The sequence below is a fragment of the Pseudovibrio sp. Ad37 genome, from assembly GCF_001623075.1.
Lineage (GTDB): Bacteria > Pseudomonadota > Alphaproteobacteria > Rhizobiales > Stappiaceae > Pseudovibrio.
Map to the genome: position 1 here is coordinate 32952 of NZ_LMCF01000032.1, position 19774 is coordinate 52725.

Sequence of the window (19774 nt, forward strand, 5' to 3'; positions counted from 1 at the left end):
GATTGAAACCAATCAAACGGAACGCGCTCTAAGATGGCATGCAAAGAGCAGGTAGACGATCAACATGTGCTTTGATCGTTTGCTCGGCCAGTTCACCGTCCCCAGTGCGCACAGCATTGATCAGTTGAGTGTGATCATCCTGAACGCCTTCTGAAATAAACCCGGCACGGCGCATCGCAGCGCGGTAGCGGGTGCACTGGTCATGAAGCATATGCAGGAACCGGCTTGCCCAACTGGAGCCTGCTCCCTCAACCAACGTCATATGAAATACGCGGTTGGCTTCTTCCCATTCATTCCAGAAATCACGCCGTGAAGCTTGCCATGTCCGCTCAATTTCCTGCAGTGCATGGTAGGCATCCAGCACGCTTTCGCGCCACTGAGCGTCGCCCTTTTCAACGGCGGTTCTTACCGTTGCGCTTTCAAGAAGGCGGCGCTGATCAATAATATCCTGAAACTCTTTTTGCGAAAGTTCTGGAATATAAAATCCCTTATGAGATTGCGTGGCAACCAGTCCTTGAGACACCAGACGGGAAAGTGCTTCGCGTACAGGTGTAGGCCCAACATCAAATGTGCTGCACATCTCGCGAATGCGCAATTTACTGCCCGGCTCAAGCTGGCCAGACAAAATTGCCGCCCGCAGGTGCGCGTAGGCCCTGTCAATGAGAGAGGCGGATGACGGGACGTTTTGTGCAATGACCGATGTTACGGCTCTTTCTAAGGTATCCTCTATTTTCAAAGTTATCTGCCTTACAATTATTATCTATGCAATTCGGCGTTTCTTTTCGTAGCTATGGAAACTATGTCATTTGTTTTCTTGTCCGACCAAGTTAAATTGCAAATATGAATTGGCCTTCTTATTACATCAATTGTAAAACAATATCTGAACTATAAAAGCAATGAAATTGCGTAGGAATGACATAACTTTCCAATAAAACAAAAGTATTTTATGGAAAATAATGTCGAATTATCGATTATTTTTACAAAAATGTGTATGTGCGGTCTTATTCACTGAGCATATGAATCAGACTTACTTAGAGTTTGATGAGCAGAAATGGAGTTTATTCGCCATTTTAATAAAATATTCTCAACTATACTCTGTAGGCTCATTTCCTCGCGTATAAACGGCAGAAACTATTAGCAACGCTCTAAGTGGAAATCACTTATAGATCGCAAAATGTCTCCCCCCAATACGCGATGATTTGCTCAGCTTATCTCTGGTGTTTCAGAAAACTTATCCCCCCTGCCTCACGCAGTGTTACTGATCAGTGAGGAGGCGTGAGAATCAGGAGCTGGATGATTGAGTCGGAGCGAGCTGACGCATGAATATGTTTCTGGAGAAATGGATCGGTTGTTTTGTCGATTTTATGCACGCCTCGTTTTTAAGTTTTTGAGACAACCTAACTATCTGAAATTAATAGGAATTATGCCTCTTTATGAGGCGATGGTCATAAGTGTTAATGAGGATTAACCAAAAAGGGATTGAACTGAACTACAGGTTGGTTACCCTTTCGACGCAAACACGGGCCATATGGGCGCACTTTCCGTTTGTGGATGACTAGAACCGTTTGAGGGCTAAGCGAAGTGGAATACGGCAACAACACTCTTTTGCGTGAGGAAACTCCGTCTGAGAAGATCTCCCGTTATTCGCAGCTCCTTTCTGGCCAGCTGCACCGGTTAAGACAAGAACTTTATCCGCCTGAAGCGCATAAATTGCTGCGCTCGTTCTCTTCTGTCGATGTTGCCCGTCTTATCGGCGTTTCTGAAAGCACCATTCGCCAGTTGGATCTGGACGGAGAAGGCCCTACACCAACCCGCCTTGCCAATGGCCGCCGCAGCTATACGTTGCAGCAGATCAATGCGATCCGTGAAGTGCTTGCCGCCCGTAAAAAGGGCGATGAAGCCGTAAATATCCTGCCGCGCCGTCGCGACGGTGAAAAGCTGCAGGTGATCGCATGTGCCAACTTTAAAGGCGGCTCCGCAAAGACCACCACCAGCACGCATCTGGCGCATTATCTGGCGCTGCGCGGCTACCGCGTTCTCGCGATTGATCTGGATCCGCAAGCCTCGCTTTCCGCGATGTTTGGTGTGCAGCCTGAGTTTGATGTTGAGCCAAACTGCACCTTGTTTGGTGCACTGCGTTATGATGAAGGCCGCCGGACACTGGGTGACGTGATCCGCCCGACCTATTTTGACAATCTGGATCTGGTTCCGGCCAACCTTGAGCTGGCTGAGTTTGAGCACATCGTTCCGACAGCGATCGCTTCTGGTGCGTCTACCGGCGAAAACATCTTCTTCCGCCGCATCCGCAACGTTCTGAACGAAGTTGATGATCGCTACGATGTTGTTGTGATCGATTGTCCGCCACAGCTTGGCTTCCTCACTCTGGGCGCGCTGTTTGCATCCACCGGATTGCTCATCACGCTGCACCCGCAAATGCTGGACCTTGCAAGCTGTAACCAGTTCCTCGGCATGAGTTCTGACCTGATGGCCGTGATTGAGAACAATGGCGGCGAAATGAATCTGGATTGGATGCGGTTCCTCGTGACCCGTCACAATCCAAATGACAGCCCGCAAACCCGTGTGGTTGGTTTGTTGCGTGCCCTCTTTGGCGAGGATGTGCTGACATCGCCAGCTTTAGAATCCACCGCGGTTGCTAATGCGGGCCTTGAAAAGAAATCGCTTTATGAACTGGAACCAGGAGCCATTGGCCGCGAAACGCTTAAGCGTGCGCTTGAATCCATGGATTCGGTAAACCGTGAAATTGAAGATCTTCTCCGCAGCTCTTGGGGTCGAGCACTATGAACAAAGCTAAGGACCGGAAAAACGCATTAGACACGCTGTTTTCAGGCGGCGGTATGGCCGGCATGGTTGCGGATGCAACTGCGCCGCGCCCCCGCTTGTCTTCCGGTGCTATTGGCGCAGCCGAGATCAACCTGATCAAGGACGAACGCGACAAACTGCGTGAAGAATTGAAAACGCTGAACACGCAAATGGCGACCTCCGATAACGTGGTGGAACTGAACACTGAACAGGTTCAACCGTCCTTTGTTGCGGACCGTATGGAAGTTGCGTTTGATCCGGCCTTTGAGGCGCTTAAAGAGTCTATTGCGGAAACCGGACAGCAAGTGCCAATTCTGGTGCGTCCTGCGCCAGATGAAGACGGCATCTACCAGATTGCCTATGGCCACCGTCGTTGGAAAGCCTGCCGCGCTTTGGGCAAGCCTGTCCGCGGTGTCATCAAACCGCTCTCTGATGAAGAATTGCTGGTTGCTCAAGGCCAGGAAAACCACGAACGGAAAGACCTGAGTTTCATTGAAACCTGCCTGTTCGTTTTCCGCCTTGCGCAAGATTACCCGCAGACGCTTATTGTCAAAGCCATTGGTAAAGACAAGTCTCTCGTTTCCAAACTCCGCAAGCTGGCGGCAACCATGCCTGAGGAGTTTTTGCGTGTGATTGGGCCTGCCCCAAAAATCGGGCGGCCACGTTGGGAAGAGATGGCAAGTTTCTTCCACGAGGGCCAGTTGGCGCCAAACCACGAAAAAGCGATTGCCTCGCTGTTTGCGCTGGATTCATTCACAGAGCTACACAGCGATGAGCGGTTTAGCGAAGTGTTGCAGCTGCTGCAGGAAACGCCAAGCGAGATGGAGGCAGGTTCTGCGTCCTCTTCTGGTGAGATTGCTGTTGCAGCTCATACCCGCGCGGCCAAATCCTCTGAATGGCTTGGAAACAAGCATGTGCTGGTCAAGCACACTGGCAAAGCGACCGTCTTCTCCGTTGATAGCAAGACGCAGAGTGACTTTGGCTCCTTCTTGCTGAAAGAGCTGCCGGGCTTGATTGCCAAATTTGAAGACACGAAGGGGGAGGATGCCTGATGGTGTAAACCTCTGAATGACGAAAGGCCCTGCTGACGGCAATCAGCAAGGCCCCAAAATCGTCGCCCAAGAGAGTGAAGAGCACTCGTCGAGGACCATCTTTAGCACGATCATCCTACGACGAACGCGCGGTGCGAATCAAGTCAGCAATGCTTTCTTGAAACCCTTTGTAGCGCATTTTTGCTTTTTCGGGCGCTCAATCCCCAATCTTACTTGGATAACACCTTGGGTCTTCCCTCGGTGAATGGGTTAGCTATGCAAAGCACCGGTGTTGCGTCCTTTCGCAAAATGACACCCGGCATGTTGGAAAGTCAGCGACTGGCAATGGCGAATGACATCGTCAAAACAACAAAAGCCGAGGTGGCGATCACGTTAAAAAAGGCGGCCCCTGCTCTGGGGATCGATGGTACCGCCTACCATATTCTCGATATTCTGATCGGCCTGACACGGGCAGATGACTGGAAACAGGACCGCCGTCCGCTGGTCGCGATCTCCAATGACAAGTTGGCTGAATACGTGTGCCGCTCCACGCGCACCGTTATCCGAGCACTTAAGCGACTGGTTGAGGTGGGCATACTGGCATACCGCGACAGTTCAACAGGCCGTCGTTTTATCTACCGCAATGGTGCAAGTGGTGAGATTGACCGTGGATATGGTTTTGACTTTTCGCCGGCACGCCAGCGGATTGATGAGATCAAACGGATCGGGGAAGAGTTTCAGGCACGTGTGCGGGCAGAGCAGGAAGCAAAGCGGACTGTTAACCGGTTGTCTCGCGCAATCGTTGATGCTTGCCGGACCGGGCAAAGCGAAGGCGTGGATTGTACCGTGTTCCTGGAAGAACTCTCTGCCATTATGGAAACGCCAATGCTGCTTCTTGAGCGGGCAGGCAAGGTCTCAAAACTCTATGAACTGGTTGTGGAAGAGCTCGCAGAAGACAAAACCGGAGACGAGCAAACTGCCTCAGATATCAATGAATATGCCAAAATGTCAGGCGACCATGACATTCATGTCACCCCTTATAATAATACAACCCATCAAACTCCTATAAATAGTAAAACACGGCAGCCATCTAACGATGACTACTCAAATATTAATTCCGCTTCTAACGAAGCTTCAAAGATTGCTCTTGAAAAAGACCAATCAAGCAAATTCTCTGCCAAATCCAATGCTCCAGCTCAATTGCAATCTCGGCAATCTGGTCAGTTAGATAACGGTTTAAGTGAGCATTTATCTGCTATTTCTATTGGTTTGATTGATAGCGCAACAACGGAAACCCAGGAAATGCTGGGCATGCAGTTTTCAAGCTGGTTCGAGCTTGCGCAGTCTGGCGAACAGCTTCGTTTGGCGATTGGCCTTTCGGAAGATGGCTGGAAACAAGCGGTTGTGACACTGGGCGAAAAAATGGCTGCGGCGGTTCTGGTGGTGACGGTTGAAAAAACCCTGCGCGATCCTGAAGGCATTTCGCGACCGGCGGGTTACTTCCGCGCCTGTGTTGACCGCGCCAAGGACGGAAAACTCGCCCTGCACAAGTCGCTTTATGGACTGGCTCTGGGGTAAGGGTCTGTAATACCGGTTTCTTGCGGATGTGGCAGATGGATCCGCAAGTGTGGTGTTGGCGTGCGGGTGATGAATTCTTCTTCGATAAGGTCAAGCATATTGCGTTGTTCCCGAAAACTCACCAACGCCTTTGCATCCGCAAAGGAAAACCATTGATAGGCATCGTGCTCTTCATTGATCGTAATTGAGGTATCGTGAGGTACATCTGCAACAAACACTGGGAGAATTGAGAAGCTGTTCATTTCTGGAACGTAGAAACGAATATCGGCATCTGCGGACCAAAGGTTATTGAGGACTATGCCGGTCTCTTCTCTTACTTCGCGCAGCATTGCTTGCCAGGCGGTTTCTCCTTCTTCGATACCTCCAGCAATCTGACTCCAGGTATTAACTGGCGGTTTGAGGCGGCGAAGTAAGAGAACTTGCGGCTCTTCGGTGTTCTTGTCGATGAGAAATACTGTGGCGGCACGGCAAAAAACAGGAACTTGGGACATAATGGTCTCATTGAAAATGGTAAAGGATTCAGATTAGCGTTATATGCAGATCAAGCCAAGAGAAGTAGATTTGGCGCTTATCCGGATGGTCAATTAACCCGCCTCCTCCTAGGTTAAACCGAGATCTTTGGTCATTCCATCAGATGGCTTACATCGTTTAATTTTATAACTCTGGAAGAGCCATCCTTCTCTCGTTTCAAATGAGTGAGACTGCAGGGTCTGATGTCGTGCATAATATTCTGCAGGTGAGTATCACTTGAAAGGCCAAGCCACCAATTGATGATGCAAATTATAGAGTTGGCATGACTTATGATTATGAGCTTCTCTATACTAGTAGTCGCCAAGTACTCCATGTAGGTCGCTATTCGAGAGTACAGCATCCTCCAGCTTTCTCCTTGATCATAGGGGATCCAATCGAGAATGGGTTCGGTTGGGGAGATCCAAATCTTCTGGGCCTCTGCTTTTGAGAGGTCCTTTGCCACGCCGTTGTTCAACTCACGCAGCTGGCGGGCTTGGAGGAACGTCTTTCCGGTTTTCGCAGTTATCCATTCCGCAGTTTGCACTGCGCGTGTCAGATCGCTGGTAAAAATTTGGAAGGCATGTGTTGGAACAGACTTTGCCAAGTAGTCGGCAGTCTGCTTCGCTTGAGTGACGCCAAGAGGCGTAAGTATCGAATCTGTCCAACCTCCCACAACACCTTTCAGCATGTGCTCACTTTCACCGTGTCTCAGAAGAATGAGTTCGTTCAGCATTCAACACCACCGGAGTTCCGGCACTTCCATGAATAGAGAATGTGGAGTGTCAGGAGCTCAAAACTTCGCTGGCGTCCTCATTCTGCTGTGTCGGTAACTCGATCCGAAGATGTGGGCTTGCTTTGCGTGTTACGAACTCGGCATGGAGATATTCAAGAACGCGGCGCTGGCCGGGAAAGCTGAAGAGCTCCATGGCATCATCAAATGAAAACCATTGATAGGCATCGTGTTCCTCATTGATGGCGATTGGCGTTTCGCTGGAGACAAAACTCACAAACACTGGCAGTTTCTGGATGATGTTCTTTTCCGGAACATAAAATTCTTCACACAGATCAGCAGACCAGAGTTCGGTGAGGACCAAACCGGTTTCCTCTTTCACCTCTCGCAATGCTGCTTCCCAGCCGGTCTCATTTGGTTCAACCTTGCCTGCAACCTGACACCAGGCGCCGAGCAAAGTATCAGCGCGGCGCATAAGCAAGACCTGCGGCTCCTCTGCATTCAGGTCGAGAAGAAAAACGGAAACGCCGTTGCTGAGAACGGGAATATTGTTGGGGGTCATAAGTTGCTCATAAAATAACTGGTGCAATAGACCATGAGCATACTCAGAGAAGAACGAAAAACCAAGAGAGACGAAGGGCAGGAGATCACTCCCCTGCCCTCACGCTTAAGTTTTGGAATGGGCTGTTGAAGCTGGGACCTGATCGTCTTTAGAGAACTGACCGCGTGTCCGGTTGGCATAAGAGACCAGCACCAACATCACCGGCACCTCAACCAGTACACCTACGATGGTTGCCAGGGCAGCTCCGGAGGTGACGCCGAACAAGCTGATTGCCACAGCGACGGCCAGCTCAAAGAAGTTCGACGCACCGATCATCGCGCCGGGCGCTGCAACATTGTGCGGCTGGCGCCACTTCCGCATCCAGAAGTATGTGACGAAGAAAATCAGGACAGTTTGGATCAGAAGCGGAATCGCGATGAGAACGATGTCAGCTGGTGATGAAATGATGTTGTCCGCCTGAAGACCAAACAGCAAGAACACCGTGCCCACCAGACCCGCAATCGAGAATGGTTTCATCCCTGCACTGAATGAAGAAAGGTGCTCTTTGTCTTTGAGGCCGAGCCGGGTCACCCACCCTGCCCCCAATGGCAACGCAACAAACAGTGCGGTTGAAACCAACAATACATCCCATGGGACGATGATGTTTGAGACATCCAGCAAAAACGCCGCGATTGGCGCGAAAGCAAAGATCATAATCAGGTCATTGGTTGCAACCTGAGCCACCGTATAACTTGCATTGCCCTTTGTTAGATACGACCAGACAAACACCATCGCTGTGCAAGGAGCAACGCCAAGCAAGATCATGCCTGCGATGTATTGATCCGCCAGATCTGCCGGAATGAACGGCGCAAAGATATGGCGCATGAACAGCACGGCCAGAGCTGCCATGGTGAAGGGTTTCACCAGCCAGTTCATGGCCAGCGTTACTATGAGGCCCTTTGGTTTCACAAAGCAATTGCGAACCTCGGTGAACTCGACCTGCACCATCATTGGATAGATCATAAGCCAGATCAGAACCGCGATGACCAGATTGATCCCGCCGACCTGCAAGTCACCGATGATCTGAAAAAGGCCAGGTTGAAGGAGGCCTGCCCCTACCCCCAGAGCCATTGCAAGACCTACCCATACTGAGAGGTAGCGTTCAAAAGTACCCATGATTTCTCCTGCCTATCGTCGATAGACGATGAATTTCGACAAATTTTAGAGCTTGAAGCTGCTCTCAAAGAGGAAGTTGAAGTTCTTCAACTCAGACCGATTGACTGAATAACAAATGCGCGGGCGCTGTACTTCCGCCAGTATGAACCCTGCATCCTTCAGGATTCGGAGATGCTCGGACACTGTGGACTGCGCCAGACCGATAGAGTTCACGAGATCTCCACCGACACAACCGGGTTGAGCCGCCATAATTTTCAGCAGACGGACACGTGCTGGATGCGCCAGGGCTTTGGCCTGGACGGCGAGCTTTTCTTCTTCTGCTTCATTCAAAGAGGCAGGTGCGAATTCAGTAACGCAGGTGTTTTCTGTCATCGTTGATTCCGTATATCGTCGATACACGATATACTCCTCTCCTCATTCACTGGCAAGGCCTTTCTGTGTTGACAGCTGTCAACTTTTTTGAAGCTGAGTTGACAGCTGAAACTCCCCTCCCCTGCTCAGACTATCGTGCTGTGGAGTGATACTCTGGGTTGGGCTGCATGCCTGTTGCAGAGGCCATGCGGTTGGACATGGAGAAAAAGGCCGCGACTTCGCAAATGTCCCAGATATCTTCTTCCGAGAAGCCAACATCCCGAAGGCCTTGCCGGTCACCCTCAACAATCTCAGAGGACGTCTTCGCAATCTTTGTAGAAAAGTCGAGCATCACACGCTGTTTGTCAGTCAGATCGGCATAGCGATAGTTCATCACCATAGCTTCACCCAGTTCCGGTTTATTGGAATACTCCCGAACAGCAGCGCCATGGGCAACCTGACAATACCAGCAGGAATTGATCGACGAAACGGTGACGGCGATCATCTCTCGTTCCAGTTTGGAAATGCCAGAGTCCCCGAGCATGAGCTCATTGTACATCTGAGAAAACGCCCTGAGCTTTTCTGGTCGATGTGCGAAGGCAATCAGCACGTTCGGAATCAACCCGAGTTTGCTCTGACATTTACCAAAAAGCTCCTGAATATCATCAGGTAATGGATCCGGCAGGCTGAGCTTCAAGGCAGTCGGGTGCGTAAGGCTTGCGCTCTCTATTTTCTGAAAATCGGTTGTCGTCATTATATGGTCCCTCCTCCATTTCAGCAGCTTACCCGTGAATGAAGGGACTGTCCTCACTACAAAAGGAGAGCAAAGAAAAACCCGCCTTTGGGAAGAGGCGGGCTTAGTTGGAGGCTTGCTTGGGATTTAAGCGTGGGCGGAGAGCTTACGCTCTTTTCGTTTATTGGTGACGTGCACATATCTGTAGAGCTCTAGGAGTAGAAGCGGTGTGAAATGCACCAGTGCTGGTCCAACTTTATAGTCTACCAGGACCCAATGGGCGAACACGAGGACTGCTGCTGCGTAGACAAGTTTTTGCAGATTCTTCCATCTAGACCCGAGCTGGGCGATGAACCAAGCGTTGCTGGTAACTGTGAGCGGTATGAAAATGAGAGAAGCCAGCCATCCAGTCCAGATCCCGATTTTGACGAGGTCTTGCAAGATAGGGCCTAGGGATCCCTTATCCAGCAAGTAGATAGCAACATGCAGCGCTGAATAGCAGGCCGCTGCTACGCCGATATACCGCCGCCGTTCCATCAACCAACGCACCCAGCGTTGACCGTTTGTCAGGAACATCAGCGGCGTGATCATGAGGCTTATGATCAGAAAACGAGCGACAAACTCTCCAGTTGGATGGAGAAGGTGCTCCAACTTGTCGCTTTCACGGAGAAGCTCTCCGATGATAGCTAACCCCGGGAGCGCAAGGATAAACCAGAAGGTAAATGGTGAGTTCCAAAATGCTCGAAGGTAAGACATGGTCGCCCGGATGAGTTTGCACTGAGTTGTAAGGTGCACACTGCTGATTTCTCAGTGTTGGGGTACGTGGGAAGTCAGCAGTGTGCGGCCGATTGCGACTGCGGTGTTCGCGTTCAACCTTGTCCAAACACTGGATTAGCTCTGACTTTTCCGCAAGAAATCAGATGTAACAAAATGTCTTGGGACTTGGTTGAGTTAGAGATCTAGCTGCTTCGTGGTGTCGGTTAAGTTATGGCCCAACCTATTGGAGGCATTAGGTAATTTAAGAAGCCCCGGCAATGACTCTCAAATCGTCCTTTCTGCATATGTTTATTGAAAGGCTTCCTCTATTACACTTTAACATGAGTTGCGTTGTTTTTGATGCAAATGTGGTTGCAAACAGCAACAGCAGCTGACGGTGCTCTGAAAAAAGCTCTGCCGGAAACCTGTGACAGATTGTTGAGTGAGTTGTGTGCTGCGAATGTTGGCTGGGACTGAATGAAGGGAAAGAATGAAGGGAAAGAATGAAGGGAAAGCTGGGGCTCAAAGCATCGGATTGATACTCAGCTTTCGGCTTTGAGCGAGATGTGCAGGTTTTAGATCTACCAAACGGACGGGTCTTCAGAGCTGTATACGTGTGAGTTGCCAACTGACAACATTGGTCTGGAAGGGATATCGGCACTCAGGTTGCATGAAAGGAGTGCCGATGTTTGGCGGGATGTTACAGGTTTAAACGCAAGACCTGAGATCGCTTCTGGAACTCTTCCTCATCTATTTCACCAGTCGCAAAACGTCTGCTGAGTATGTCTAGCGCTTCGGAAGTTTGGGACTTTGGCTCTTCAGGTTCAGCCTTGCGGGCGCTGTTTATACCTCCGAAATAACCGTAGGACCGGGCGATTAAAAAGCCGATTACGAGCAAGAGAATAAGAGTGATTGGGAATGGGAAAAAGTGAAATCCGTGCATTCCTGCTTGATGAAACATGGTGATCTCCTTGGGATATTTATTAGATATCTCTAGAATGGAGAGTACCGGCACGGCTTTCAAATTACATTTGTAATCAACTGTCTCAATCGCTTCACCTGCGGATAACGGTTACACTTTTATAAAAGTGGACAGCTGTCAACTTTTCGAATTGGTGAGAGATTTCCAATTTACGTCGAAACTATTCGCCGAATGAAATAGGATGGAAGGCGTGGCTCAGGTAGCATACTGACAGGAAAAAGAGGTGCCAGAATGATCAAAAAACTCCCAGAAAGTTCGGAGAACATCCTCGGTTTTGAGGTGGATGGAAAAGTCGATCTTAACGAAGAAATGGAGCTGATTTCGCAGGTTGAGAACGTCCTCGACAAACATGCGAATGTCAGTGTGCTGGTGATTTTGAATGACCGAGCGAAGTGGGGCATCGAGGCTGGCTACGAAGATTTGAAATGGGCGATGACCCACATCAAGAGTTTTCATCGCATCGCAATCGTCTCTGATCGGAAGATTTGGGAGTGGCTCGTCGCGATCGATAGTCCGTTTGCGGCCATGCTTGGTATAGGTGAAAAGCACTTCGATATGGCAAATCTCGACAAGGCTTGGGAGTGGGTCAGAGAATAATTAGAGCCCTTCGGGAGGTGAGGATAGAGCGTTGATAGAGACCTATCGCGGTGTAGTTTACCCCTACCAGTTGGACCATATGGGACACATGAATGTTCAGTGGTACACCGAGAAATTCGATGAGGCCAACTGGCATCTGTTCTCACAAGCCGGGCTAAGCGCCACCTATTTTCGAGAGTACAACAGGGGTATGGCTGCCGTTCAACAAACCACAAAATACCATACTGAAGCGCTGGCGGGAGACTTGCTTATGTGTCGATCCAGGGTGACGGACATTCATGAAAAGACGCTCTATATCCTCCATGAAATGCATAATGCTGAAACGCAAAAATTGATTGCGACCACTGAACTGATATGCGCGCATCTGGATAGGAAAGCCCGCCATGCGTGCCCGTTTCCGCCAGACGTGCGGGCGGCGGCTAAGGCGCTTCTTATCGAGGGTAACTAAGTCCTCCATCGCGTTTCAGGAAGGCTTTTCTGGTCCTAATTCGCGTTCTAGGTCGCAAGCATCCCGCCAAACTCCCATGGTTCCAACAGGCAAATCATGGAGTTATCAAATGGCAACAAAGCACAGCACCAAAGCCCTTATCGCGATTGGCGTAATAGCGATTGCGGCATACGTCACATTCTCATCAGGCATGGAAACCTCTGAGACTCTCAGCCTTGAAGGTGTGCATTCAATCGCGATTTCAGGAAGCAATCTAGGTCTGCGTATCGTCGGAGGCAATAGTAGTTCAAGCGACATCAAGCTTGATACAAGCGATGCAAGAGGCTGCTCTCTAACCGCTACAACATCTAAAAATGAAGATGGTCTTATGACCATTCAATTTGAAAGAAGCGGGTCCTGGAGGCTTGGGTGGTGTGACCCCGCAGCGACGCTCAGGCTGCCGAATTCGATGAACATCAGCGTTAAGATGGACAGATTAGCGGGCGACTTTGTGGGGCAGTTTAAGGACTTCGCTATCACCTCAGAGAAGTCTGTCATCTATTTCGACGGGAGCGTTTCGCGCTTCGATTTGGTTGGAGAGATGGCCGCGGTCTATTTGAAATTTGATGCAGATGTTCCAAAGGAAAACATCCGCATCAATGTTGAGAAGCTCGTGTCCAGCATCAACTTGGCGAAGGGGTGGAAGCACGCCACGAGCATTCTGCTAGAGATCTTTTAGGCTGTCTCCACACTCTGCGCGGTACGGCTCTCCTTCCGCCATACACTGGGGCTCTTGCCTGTGACACGTTGGAACTCGCGATTGAAGTTGGACTTCGTTGTAAAGCCAACATCGTAAATGATCGTGGTGATGGGCTTGTCCGTTGTCTCTAACAGAAGACAGGCTTCAGCCACTCGGAACCCATTGGTGTATTGTGGTAGGTTGATCTCACGCACTGTGTTGACAGCTGTCGAGATCTGGCGAGCCGGAACACGGAGTTTGCGAGCCAACCTATCGAGGGAGAGGTTTTCGTCCCGGTACAGATGCTCGTTCTGCATGAGTTGATCGAGTGCTTCGACCAGCACAATCTGTTCCTTGGTGGCTGATGCGGTCGTTGTTTCAGGTTCTGGCAACTGCGGTGTAGCCGCAGGTTTACGAGTAAACAGAATAGCGATTGTGACCAGCGCAAGCAGCATGAATAGGTTTGCAGTGCCTACGATGGTTGCTGCATTGGTCCCCTTGTTCACGGCAAAGTCCGCTGCTACGACGAGGTCAACAAGTGCGGAGGTTGAGAAAATAGCGCCTGCGATCAGCTGTGTCTGGCGTGCCGGGAGCATTTGATCGATGGGCAGATGGCTGGCCCATTCCCACTGCCTGGTCGTCGCAGACCGGAAGAACAACAGACCGTAACCGAGATAGACAACGACACTTGTAAGGTCGATCAGCACTGGGGCGTTGAAAGCGGGTGCCAGAGTGAGAGAGCTAAGAGAGGCAGCTGTTGCACCTATCGTCCAGCCGACAGCTTTCTTCGAAAGGCGATCAGTGAGTTGAAGAAATGAGAGCCAGGTCGCAGGCGGCAACAACAATGCCAGCCCTATGAGCGACCAGGGTGGGAGACCACCCATGCCCCACTTGATACCAAGAAGAAACGACTGGATTGCATAAAGGCTGATGGTTGCAATAAGCAGCGACGGAATTTTGCGTCCATACCCCACCATAAGGCGCAGCAGGATGAAGCATAAGAACAAGGCAGTAAAAAAGGGAAGGGGTAAGCTCGGCAACGCGCCAACTCCAATTGCAGACAATGCTCTATATCTAGTCTGTCTGCGTTAGGAGTAAAAGAGCGTACTGTATTTCTTTTAGCGGCAGAGCTTTCGGGCAACATTGAGCACAAACATCCAGAGGATGGCTTGCGTCCAGACGATGCCGATCAGATCCCAACTGATAGCGGGAACAAGGAAGCCGGATCGACATATGACAACCGCGAGTAATTGAGTGGTGATTATTGCCATGAGCAATTTCGCCGAAGGGCGTGGTGCCTGCCAGAACCAGTGATCGTGTCTGCAGACAAACAGGAGTAGATGTCCGGCCACAACCAGCTGCAAGAACATGACGCTCTGTAATTCAGCAGCGGGTACATCCAGCCAATGCCGCGCTGCCATCATCAGGGCAAAGTTCTCGACAACTGAAATGAGCCCAAGCACGGTTGCCGTGCGCAACATGTTTCCGAGTTGCCATTCCATTGGCGCTGGTGCAGCCTCCGTGTTGTCGTAGGCGATGGTGATGATTGGGATGTCATCCAGCAGTGCCAGCATCACTATCATGATGGCTGTCAGAGGCACCTCTTCCAACAACAGCACGCTGGCAGAGACAAACACCATCAGGTTGATTGTCATGGCCACGCGATAATCAACGTAGCTGATCATCCGTGCGAAGATTTTGCGTGCCTCTATAACTGCATCGGTGATGACGGAGAGGCCAGGCCGTGTCAGGATCAGATCAGCGGCAGATCGGGCGGCATCTGTTGCACCTGAAACGGCAATGCCCACATCAGCTTGTTTCAATGCTGGAGCATCATTCACGCCGTCACCCGTCATGGCGACGTAATCTCCGGATTGCTGAAGTGCTTTGACAATGCCGTATTTGTGCTCGGGAAAGACACGGGCGAAGCCATCTGCGTTGACGATCTCCTCGCGAATGTTGGCTGGTAGGTTGTCCATATCCTTGGTTTCAGAAAACACTTGGCTGGCGCTTTCAAGCGAGGTGCCAAGTCCGAGCTGTCCGGCGATCTCTCGGCCAATTGCAACATCGTCGCCTGTCACCATCTTTACCGCGATGCCAGCATTCTGGGTTTCTTCAATCACCGCTTTGGAATCATCACGGGGCGGATCAAAAAGAGAGAGGATCCCGAGCAGGCGTAACTCGTGTTTCTCGTTGGTCTTGGCGATGCCGAGTGCACGCAAGCCTTTGACGGCAAACTCGTGCACGGCACTACTGGCAGCGGCTTTCTCCTCTGGTGCATTTGTGCAAAGATCAATGACGACTTGCGGTGCACCTTTGATGACCTTGAACGCTCCGCTTGGACCAGAGACGCCCGCTTCTGTTCGTTTGCTCACGGGATCAAACGGAGTGAATGTGTTTTGCTTGTAAAGTTCCAGCACGCCCCGTTCGGCTTTGCTGACAATCAGTTGGTCTATGACGTCCTTTTCAATGCTACTCGAGGCAAGAGCTGCCATAACGACCAGTTCTTTCTCGCTCTTCGCGTCAAACAACACGGGCTCGCCAAGTGTGAGTTCGTTTTTGGTAAGCGTCCCGGTTTTGTCAGAGCACAGCACATTCACGCCTGCCAGCTCTTCAATTGCCTGAAGATGCGAGACGATGGCTTTCTTCTTTGAAAGCGTGAGTGCGCCAAGAGCCATAGTGACAGATAGAACTGCGGGCATCGCAACCGGGATTGATGCGATTACCAGTACGAGCACCAGCTCAATGATACCCAAAATGCTCTGCTGCAGATAAAGCTGTTTGATGATGATGAGTGCCGCAAGCAAGGCCGTGCCGAGAATGAGAAATTTGCCAATACCCAGAACGCTTTTCTGGAAATGAGAAATGTTGCCCGCGGACTGAACCAGCTTTCCCGTGTTACCAAAGAATGTGTTGCCACCCGTCGCAGTCACAAGTGCCTGCATGGTGCCTTGCTTAATGATTGAACCGGAATACGCCACATCACCGATCTGCTTATCGACCGGGAGAGACTCGCCCGTCAGGGCTGCCTGGTCGACGGCAAGGTACGGTCCGCGTTCCAAAATACAGTCTGCCGGGATGATGTCTCCGTTTTCCAGATTGATGATATCACCGGGAACGATTTCCTCTGCAGGAATGTCAGCCCACTTCCCGTCTCGTTTTACACGGGCTTTGAGCGCCATGGATGATTTCAGCGCCGCCAGCGCGTCAGCTGCTTTGCTGCTTTGAACAAACTCGATGCCAGAGTTGAGGATCAGCATAAACAGGATGATCGTGAAGTCGGCCCAGTGCTCGATGATGGCTGACAGGATCGCCGCAATTTCGATGAGCCACGGGATAGGCCCCCAGAATGTCAAAAGCAGCTGAGCCAGTTTGCTGGTCTTCTTTTCTTCCAGCGCGTTGGGGCCATATTGCTTCAGCCGGTTGGATGCGGTTGATCCCGTCAGTCCTTCCGATGAGCTTTCCAGGCGTTTGAATTCATCAGCTAAGCTGGGCTTATCCTGTTCAGCCATCCGGTCTTTCCATGGATTGAGCACTCATCATGGGAATATCTTCGCTGTTGCATGTAAACGGATGGTGAGAACAAGGAGAGCTTCCATGAACCGTGGTTTCCTGATTGCGAAGCGGCTTGCTCAAATTATTCAGGTTTGCGAGAGGGGAGGGGACTTGCACCTAGCGTCGTGGTTGCGCTGACTGTGTTTCCGTAACATACTCATGGGTATGTTTTGATTTGGGAGGGAAATCATGCGTGCCGTTGTCTGCTCAGAATACGGACCACCAGAAGCTCTGCGTGTGGAAGATGTTGAACGCAAGGAACCGAGGAAAGGACAAGTGCGGATTGCGGTGGAAGCTGCAGGCGTCAACTTTCCAGATACGCTGGTGATTGCGGGTAAGTATCAGATCAAGCCACCAATGCCGTTTGTTCCAGGCGGTGAAGTTGCGGGCAGAATTGAGGCCGTAGGTGAAGGCGTCACTCAGTTTGCACCGGGTGATCCCGTGATGGCTCTTCTGCTGCAACAAGGTGGCTATGCCGAAGAAGTTGTCGTTGACGCTTCAGCTGTGATGAAGCGGCCAGAAGCGATGGCTGCTCATGTTGCCGCCGGCTTTACGATGACCTACGGCACGTCCATGCATGCGTTGAAGCAACGTGCGCAGTTGCAACCGGGCGAAACATTGCTGGTGCTGGGCGCTGGCGGTGGTGTCGGGCTCACGGCTGTTGAACTGGGCAAGGTCATGGGCGCCAAGGTGATTGCCGCTGCCAGTTCCGCTGAAAAGCTGGAAGCCGCGCGGAAAGCGGGTGCAGATGAATTGATCAACTATTCCACGCAGGATCTGAGAGAGCGTCTTAAGGAGATCACGGGCAAGGCTGGCGTTGATGTTGTGTATGATCCGGTTGGCGGAGAGCTTTTCGAACAGGCACTCCGCTCAACAGCCTGGAATGGTCGCGCATTGGTTGTAGGCTTTGCTGCTGGCGATATCCCGTCAATCCCCACCAACCTGCCTCTGCTGAAGGGCTGTGCCGTTATGGGCGTGTTCTGGGGTGCGTTCCGCATGAGGGAGCCGGATAAGGACCTTAATAACTTCTCAGAGCTGTTTAAATGGTTCCAGGAAGGCAAAATCAACCCGACTGTTAGTAAGAGCTATTCTCTGGAGGAAGCCCCTCAGGCACTTCGAGACCTCATGGATCGACGTGTGGTAGGGAAGGTCGTTCTGGAAACCGGGAGGGAATGAAGATGCAACCCAGATTTGCAGGTCAGGCAGCCCTGATTACGGGCGCAGGCAGCGGCATTGGCCGCGCGACCGCGATCCGACTGGCGGAAGAAGGAGCTGCAATCGCTCTGGTGGACCTGAATGAGGACGGCCTTGATGAAACCGCAGGGCTGTTGCCAGAAGGTTGCCGTGCGCGGGTCTATGTCGTTGATGTTGCGAATGAAGAAGCGGTTGAGAGCTGCGTGGAGGCGGTTGAGAACACCTTTGGCGGTATCAGCGTTCTTTGCAACAATGCCGGGGTCATCTGCGAAGGCTCGTGGGGCGGAAGCCATGAGGACTTCAGCGACTGGCTCAAGGTTTATGAGGTGAATGTACTCGGCGCAATGCTATTCACCAAGTACACCCGCGAACAGCTCAAGGCTTCAGGTCAAGGTTCTATTGTGAATACTGCATCCGTTGCTGGAATCAGAGCCGGCGCTGGCGGCAATGCCTATAGCGCGTCCAAAGCTGCGCTCATCAATTTTACAAAAACATCCGCCTGTGATTTTGGCGAGCATGGTGTGCGTGTGAATGCGGTTTGTCCGGGGCTTATTGAGACCGGTATGACAAAACCTGTGTTTGATCACGCTCGCAGTGTTGGCAAAGAAGACAGGCTCGGCTCAAGAGCGGAACTGCGTCGGCACGGTGATCCTGCTGAAGTTGCAGCAACAATCGCTTTCCTTGCCAGCCGCGATGCCAGCTTCATCACCGGCCAGGCCCTCGCCGTTGATGGCGGAAACACATCCTCCCTCAACATGCCGGGTATGAAGATCTGAGATGATTTTGGTTAGCCAAAAATAGAAAGAGCCAGTCTGCAACACCGGGCAATGCTGTTGCGGACTGGCTCTCGCTGATCCAAAGGGGTGGACCAGATGGCTTCAATTATGAAGTTACTTTAGAAATAATCACAAGTAGAATTACGGATTATACAGTTAAAGACCCCGTGTTTTTAGCAGAAAGTCTATATGGTGAGCACTGTCACCCAGCATCTCTGTTAACACCCGGTCGTGTTTCATGAACAATCCGACGTCAACTTCGTCGGTCATACCGATTCCACCATGCATCTGCACCGCTTCTTCTGTTGCCACGCGAGAAACTTTAGCAACCTTGGCTTTGGCTGCTCGGGAAAGAGCCTCTGCATTATCTGAGATTGTATCTATTGCACGTAACGCGGAGGAGATGAGTGAAGCTGTTTGTTCAATCTGGCAATAAAGGTCGGCCATTCTGTGTTGAAGTGCCTGAAACATGCCGATTGGAACACCAAATTGTTTTCTTTCATTCAGGTATGCCGTTGTGCGCTCTGCAACTTCTCTTGCAACTCCAAGTTGCTCTGAGGCTGCAATCGAACGACCTAAGCGGAGCGTGGCTTCCAGAACGGTCGCGCCCTTATCAAGCGGACACAGCAAATCCTTGCCATCCAGATGCAAATTGCTGATCTGAATGTTTGCGGCATTGCGGCTGTCCAGCATGGCGTTGCGCTCTACCTCAACTTCAGTCGTGCTTGGATCTACCAGAAAAAGCCCGGTGTCTTCGCCGGTTTTTGCAACAACAATCAGCCGGTCGGCGTTGTAACCATCAAACACCGCGCGTTTTCTGGCGTTGAGAATGAAGCCGTTGCCGTCCGGTTCTGCCGTGGCTTTGATGCGGGACGGGTTGTGCTTTGCTCCCTCATCTATGGCCAGTGCGATGACTGCGTCGCCAGTAGCGATCTTCGGTCCCCACTCGCTTAAATGCTCGCCACCAGACTGACGCAGTGCAATTGCGCTCAAAACAGCGGTGGAGAGGAACGGAGAGGCCGTCAGGTTGCGACCCATTTCCTCAGCCACAAGGCCCGCAGCGCGGTGGCCAAAGTCGTATCCGCCTGCGTCTTCTGGCAGCAATATGCCAAACCAGCCCATGTCGGCCAATGTTTTGTGAAGCTCTTGATTGAAGCCAAGCGCCTCTTTCTGGTCGCGCAGATCACGCAGTGCCTGAACCGAGGCATTTTCTGCCATAAAACCAGAGGCTGAGTCCTTCAGAAGGGTTTCTTCAGAGCTGAAAAGTTCCATATTTTC

General features: G+C 51.2%; 20 protein-coding genes. 8 read left to right on the forward strand and 12 right to left on the reverse strand.

The window, feature by feature from the left end:
• Positions 1-28: 28 nt before the first annotated feature.
• On the reverse strand, positions 29-736 hold the full coding sequence (locus tag PsAD37_RS09040) for a GntR family transcriptional regulator (protein WP_208991787.1): 708 nt from the start codon (positions 734-736) through the stop codon (positions 29-31).
• A gap of 845 nt (positions 737-1581) precedes the next feature.
• Between PsAD37_RS09040 and repA the strand changes: the two genes are divergently transcribed.
• The 3 genes from repA to repC all read left to right on the forward strand — a co-directional run bounded on the left by repA (position 1582) and on the right by repC (position 5429).
• Positions 1582-2802 (forward strand): plasmid partitioning protein RepA, encoded by a 1221-nt coding sequence (repA, locus tag PsAD37_RS09045; protein ID WP_063295863.1) that lies wholly within the window; start codon positions 1582-1584, stop codon positions 2800-2802.
• Complete coding sequence (gene repB, locus PsAD37_RS09050; RefSeq protein ID WP_063287828.1) at positions 2799-3872, forward strand: plasmid partitioning protein RepB; 1074 nt, start codon at positions 2799-2801, stop codon at positions 3870-3872. The genes repA and repB overlap by 4 nt, the downstream gene beginning before the upstream one ends.
• Positions 3873-4127: 255 nt before the next feature.
• Positions 4128-5429, forward strand: a complete 1302-nt coding sequence (gene repC / locus PsAD37_RS09055; RefSeq protein WP_063295864.1) for a plasmid replication protein RepC — start codon at positions 4128-4130, stop codon at positions 5427-5429.
• On the opposite strand, the gene PsAD37_RS09060 is transcribed toward repC, so the two are convergent.
• From PsAD37_RS09060 to PsAD37_RS09095, 8 genes are all read right to left on the reverse strand, one after another.
• Positions 5408-5920, reverse strand: a complete 513-nt coding sequence (locus tag PsAD37_RS09060; protein ID WP_063295865.1) for an NUDIX pyrophosphatase — start codon at positions 5918-5920, stop codon at positions 5408-5410. The two genes, repC and PsAD37_RS09060, sit on opposite strands and share 22 nt — an antisense overlap.
• 131 nt (positions 5921-6051) lie before the next feature.
• Complete coding sequence (locus tag PsAD37_RS09065) at positions 6052-6672, reverse strand: histidine phosphatase family protein (protein ID WP_063295866.1); 621 nt, start codon at positions 6670-6672, stop codon at positions 6052-6054.
• Between the two features lie 49 nt (positions 6673-6721).
• A complete protein-coding gene (locus PsAD37_RS09070; RefSeq protein WP_063295867.1) occupies positions 6722-7231 on the reverse strand; it encodes an NUDIX pyrophosphatase in 510 nt (169 codons plus the stop codon).
• Between the two features lie 105 nt (positions 7232-7336).
• On the reverse strand, positions 7337-8386 hold the full coding sequence (arsB, locus tag PsAD37_RS09075) for an ACR3 family arsenite efflux transporter (protein ID WP_063295868.1): 1050 nt from the start codon (positions 8384-8386) through the stop codon (positions 7337-7339).
• A gap of 45 nt (positions 8387-8431) precedes the next feature.
• On the reverse strand, positions 8432-8758 hold the full coding sequence (locus tag PsAD37_RS09080; protein ID WP_063293012.1) for a helix-turn-helix transcriptional regulator: 327 nt from the start codon (positions 8756-8758) through the stop codon (positions 8432-8434).
• 130 nt (positions 8759-8888) lie between these two features.
• A complete protein-coding gene (locus PsAD37_RS09085; RefSeq protein ID WP_063295869.1) occupies positions 8889-9491 on the reverse strand; it encodes a peroxidase-related enzyme in 603 nt (200 codons plus the stop codon).
• Positions 9492-9617: 126 nt separating this feature from the next.
• Positions 9618-10226, reverse strand: coding sequence for a sulfite oxidase heme-binding subunit YedZ (locus PsAD37_RS09090; protein ID WP_063295916.1), 609 nt, complete (start codon positions 10224-10226; stop codon positions 9618-9620).
• Positions 10227-10926: 700 nt separating this feature from the next.
• Positions 10927-11187 carry an SHOCT domain-containing protein gene (locus PsAD37_RS09095; RefSeq protein ID WP_153039703.1) on the reverse strand — a complete coding sequence of 87 codons (261 nt, stop codon included), beginning with the start codon at positions 11185-11187 and terminating at the stop codon, positions 10927-10929.
• A 252-nt stretch (positions 11188-11439) separates the two neighbouring features.
• Between PsAD37_RS09095 and PsAD37_RS09100 the strand changes: the two genes are divergently transcribed.
• From PsAD37_RS09100 to PsAD37_RS09110, 3 genes are all read left to right on the forward strand, one after another.
• On the forward strand, positions 11440-11805 hold the full coding sequence (locus tag PsAD37_RS09100) for an STAS/SEC14 domain-containing protein (RefSeq protein WP_063295871.1): 366 nt from the start codon (positions 11440-11442) through the stop codon (positions 11803-11805).
• A 31-nt stretch (positions 11806-11836) separates the two neighbouring features.
• Positions 11837-12253, forward strand: coding sequence for a thioesterase family protein (locus PsAD37_RS09105; RefSeq protein WP_063295872.1), 417 nt, complete (start codon positions 11837-11839; stop codon positions 12251-12253).
• 109 nt (positions 12254-12362) lie between these two features.
• Positions 12363-12971 carry a hypothetical protein gene (locus PsAD37_RS09110; protein WP_063295873.1) on the forward strand — a complete coding sequence of 203 codons (609 nt, stop codon included), beginning with the start codon at positions 12363-12365 and terminating at the stop codon, positions 12969-12971.
• Here the strand turns inward: PsAD37_RS09110 and PsAD37_RS09115 are convergent.
• Both PsAD37_RS09115 and PsAD37_RS09120 read right to left on the reverse strand, forming a co-directional pair.
• Positions 12968-14011: an AraC family transcriptional regulator gene (locus tag PsAD37_RS09115; RefSeq protein ID WP_063295917.1), complete on the reverse strand. Its 1044-nt coding sequence runs from the start codon at positions 14009-14011 to the stop codon at positions 12968-12970. The genes PsAD37_RS09110 and PsAD37_RS09115 overlap by 4 nt on opposite strands.
• A gap of 78 nt (positions 14012-14089) precedes the next feature.
• The gene (locus tag PsAD37_RS09120; protein WP_063295874.1) at positions 14090-16483 is read right to left on the reverse strand and encodes a plasma-membrane proton-efflux P-type ATPase; all 2394 of its coding nucleotides are present in this window, start codon (positions 16481-16483) and stop codon (positions 14090-14092) included.
• Positions 16484-16715: 232 nt separating this feature from the next.
• Here PsAD37_RS09120 and PsAD37_RS09125 point away from each other — a divergent pair, with 232 nt between their 5' ends.
• Together PsAD37_RS09125 and PsAD37_RS09130 are read left to right on the forward strand one after the other, a co-directional pair.
• Positions 16716-17702, forward strand: coding sequence for an NADPH:quinone oxidoreductase family protein (locus PsAD37_RS09125; protein ID WP_063295875.1), 987 nt, complete (start codon positions 16716-16718; stop codon positions 17700-17702).
• Positions 17703-17704: 2 nt separating this feature from the next.
• Positions 17705-18496 carry an SDR family NAD(P)-dependent oxidoreductase gene (locus tag PsAD37_RS09130; RefSeq protein ID WP_063295876.1) on the forward strand — a complete coding sequence of 264 codons (792 nt, stop codon included), beginning with the start codon at positions 17705-17707 and terminating at the stop codon, positions 18494-18496.
• Positions 18497-18652: 156 nt separating this feature from the next.
• Here PsAD37_RS09130 and PsAD37_RS09135 read toward each other — a convergent pair whose 3' ends face one another.
• Positions 18653-19768 (reverse strand): acyl-CoA dehydrogenase family protein, encoded by a 1116-nt coding sequence (locus PsAD37_RS09135; RefSeq protein WP_063295877.1) that lies wholly within the window; start codon positions 19766-19768, stop codon positions 18653-18655.
• Positions 19769-19774 lie beyond the last annotated feature (6 nt).

Excerpts from the sequence above, each read along its gene's own strand:
- repB (WP_063287828.1), top strand. The coding sequence starts at position 2,799 with ATGAACAAAGCTAAGGACCGGAAAAACGCATTAGACACGCTGTTTTCA.
- repC (WP_063295864.1), top strand. The coding sequence starts at position 4,128 with ATGCAAAGCACCGGTGTTGCGTCCTTTCGCAAAATGACACCCGGCATG.
- PsAD37_RS09060 (WP_063295865.1), bottom strand. The coding sequence starts at position 5,920 with ATGTCCCAAGTTCCTGTTTTTTGCCGTGCCGCCACAGTATTTCTCATC.
- PsAD37_RS09065 (WP_063295866.1), bottom strand. The coding sequence starts at position 6,672 with ATGCTGAACGAACTCATTCTTCTGAGACACGGTGAAAGTGAGCACATG.
- PsAD37_RS09070 (WP_063295867.1), bottom strand. The coding sequence starts at position 7,231 with ATGACCCCCAACAATATTCCCGTTCTCAGCAACGGCGTTTCCGTTTTT.
- arsB (WP_063295868.1), bottom strand. The coding sequence starts at position 8,386 with ATGGGTACTTTTGAACGCTACCTCTCAGTATGGGTAGGTCTTGCAATG.
- PsAD37_RS09080 (WP_063293012.1), bottom strand. The coding sequence starts at position 8,758 with ATGACAGAAAACACCTGCGTTACTGAATTCGCACCTGCCTCTTTGAAT.
- PsAD37_RS09085 (WP_063295869.1), bottom strand. The coding sequence starts at position 9,491 with ATGACGACAACCGATTTTCAGAAAATAGAGAGCGCAAGCCTTACGCAC.
- PsAD37_RS09090 (WP_063295916.1), bottom strand. The coding sequence starts at position 10,226 with ATGTCTTACCTTCGAGCATTTTGGAACTCACCATTTACCTTCTGGTTT.
- PsAD37_RS09095 (WP_153039703.1), bottom strand. The coding sequence starts at position 11,187 with ATGTTTCATCAAGCAGGAATGCACGGATTTCACTTTTTCCCATTCCCA.
- PsAD37_RS09100 (WP_063295871.1), top strand. The coding sequence starts at position 11,440 with ATGATCAAAAAACTCCCAGAAAGTTCGGAGAACATCCTCGGTTTTGAG.
- PsAD37_RS09110 (WP_063295873.1), top strand. The coding sequence starts at position 12,363 with ATGGCAACAAAGCACAGCACCAAAGCCCTTATCGCGATTGGCGTAATA.
- PsAD37_RS09120 (WP_063295874.1), bottom strand. The coding sequence starts at position 16,483 with ATGGCTGAACAGGATAAGCCCAGCTTAGCTGATGAATTCAAACGCCTG.
- PsAD37_RS09125 (WP_063295875.1), top strand. The coding sequence starts at position 16,716 with ATGCGTGCCGTTGTCTGCTCAGAATACGGACCACCAGAAGCTCTGCGT.
- PsAD37_RS09130 (WP_063295876.1), top strand. The coding sequence starts at position 17,705 with ATGCAACCCAGATTTGCAGGTCAGGCAGCCCTGATTACGGGCGCAGGC.
- PsAD37_RS09135 (WP_063295877.1), bottom strand. The coding sequence starts at position 19,768 with ATGGAACTTTTCAGCTCTGAAGAAACCCTTCTGAAGGACTCAGCCTCT.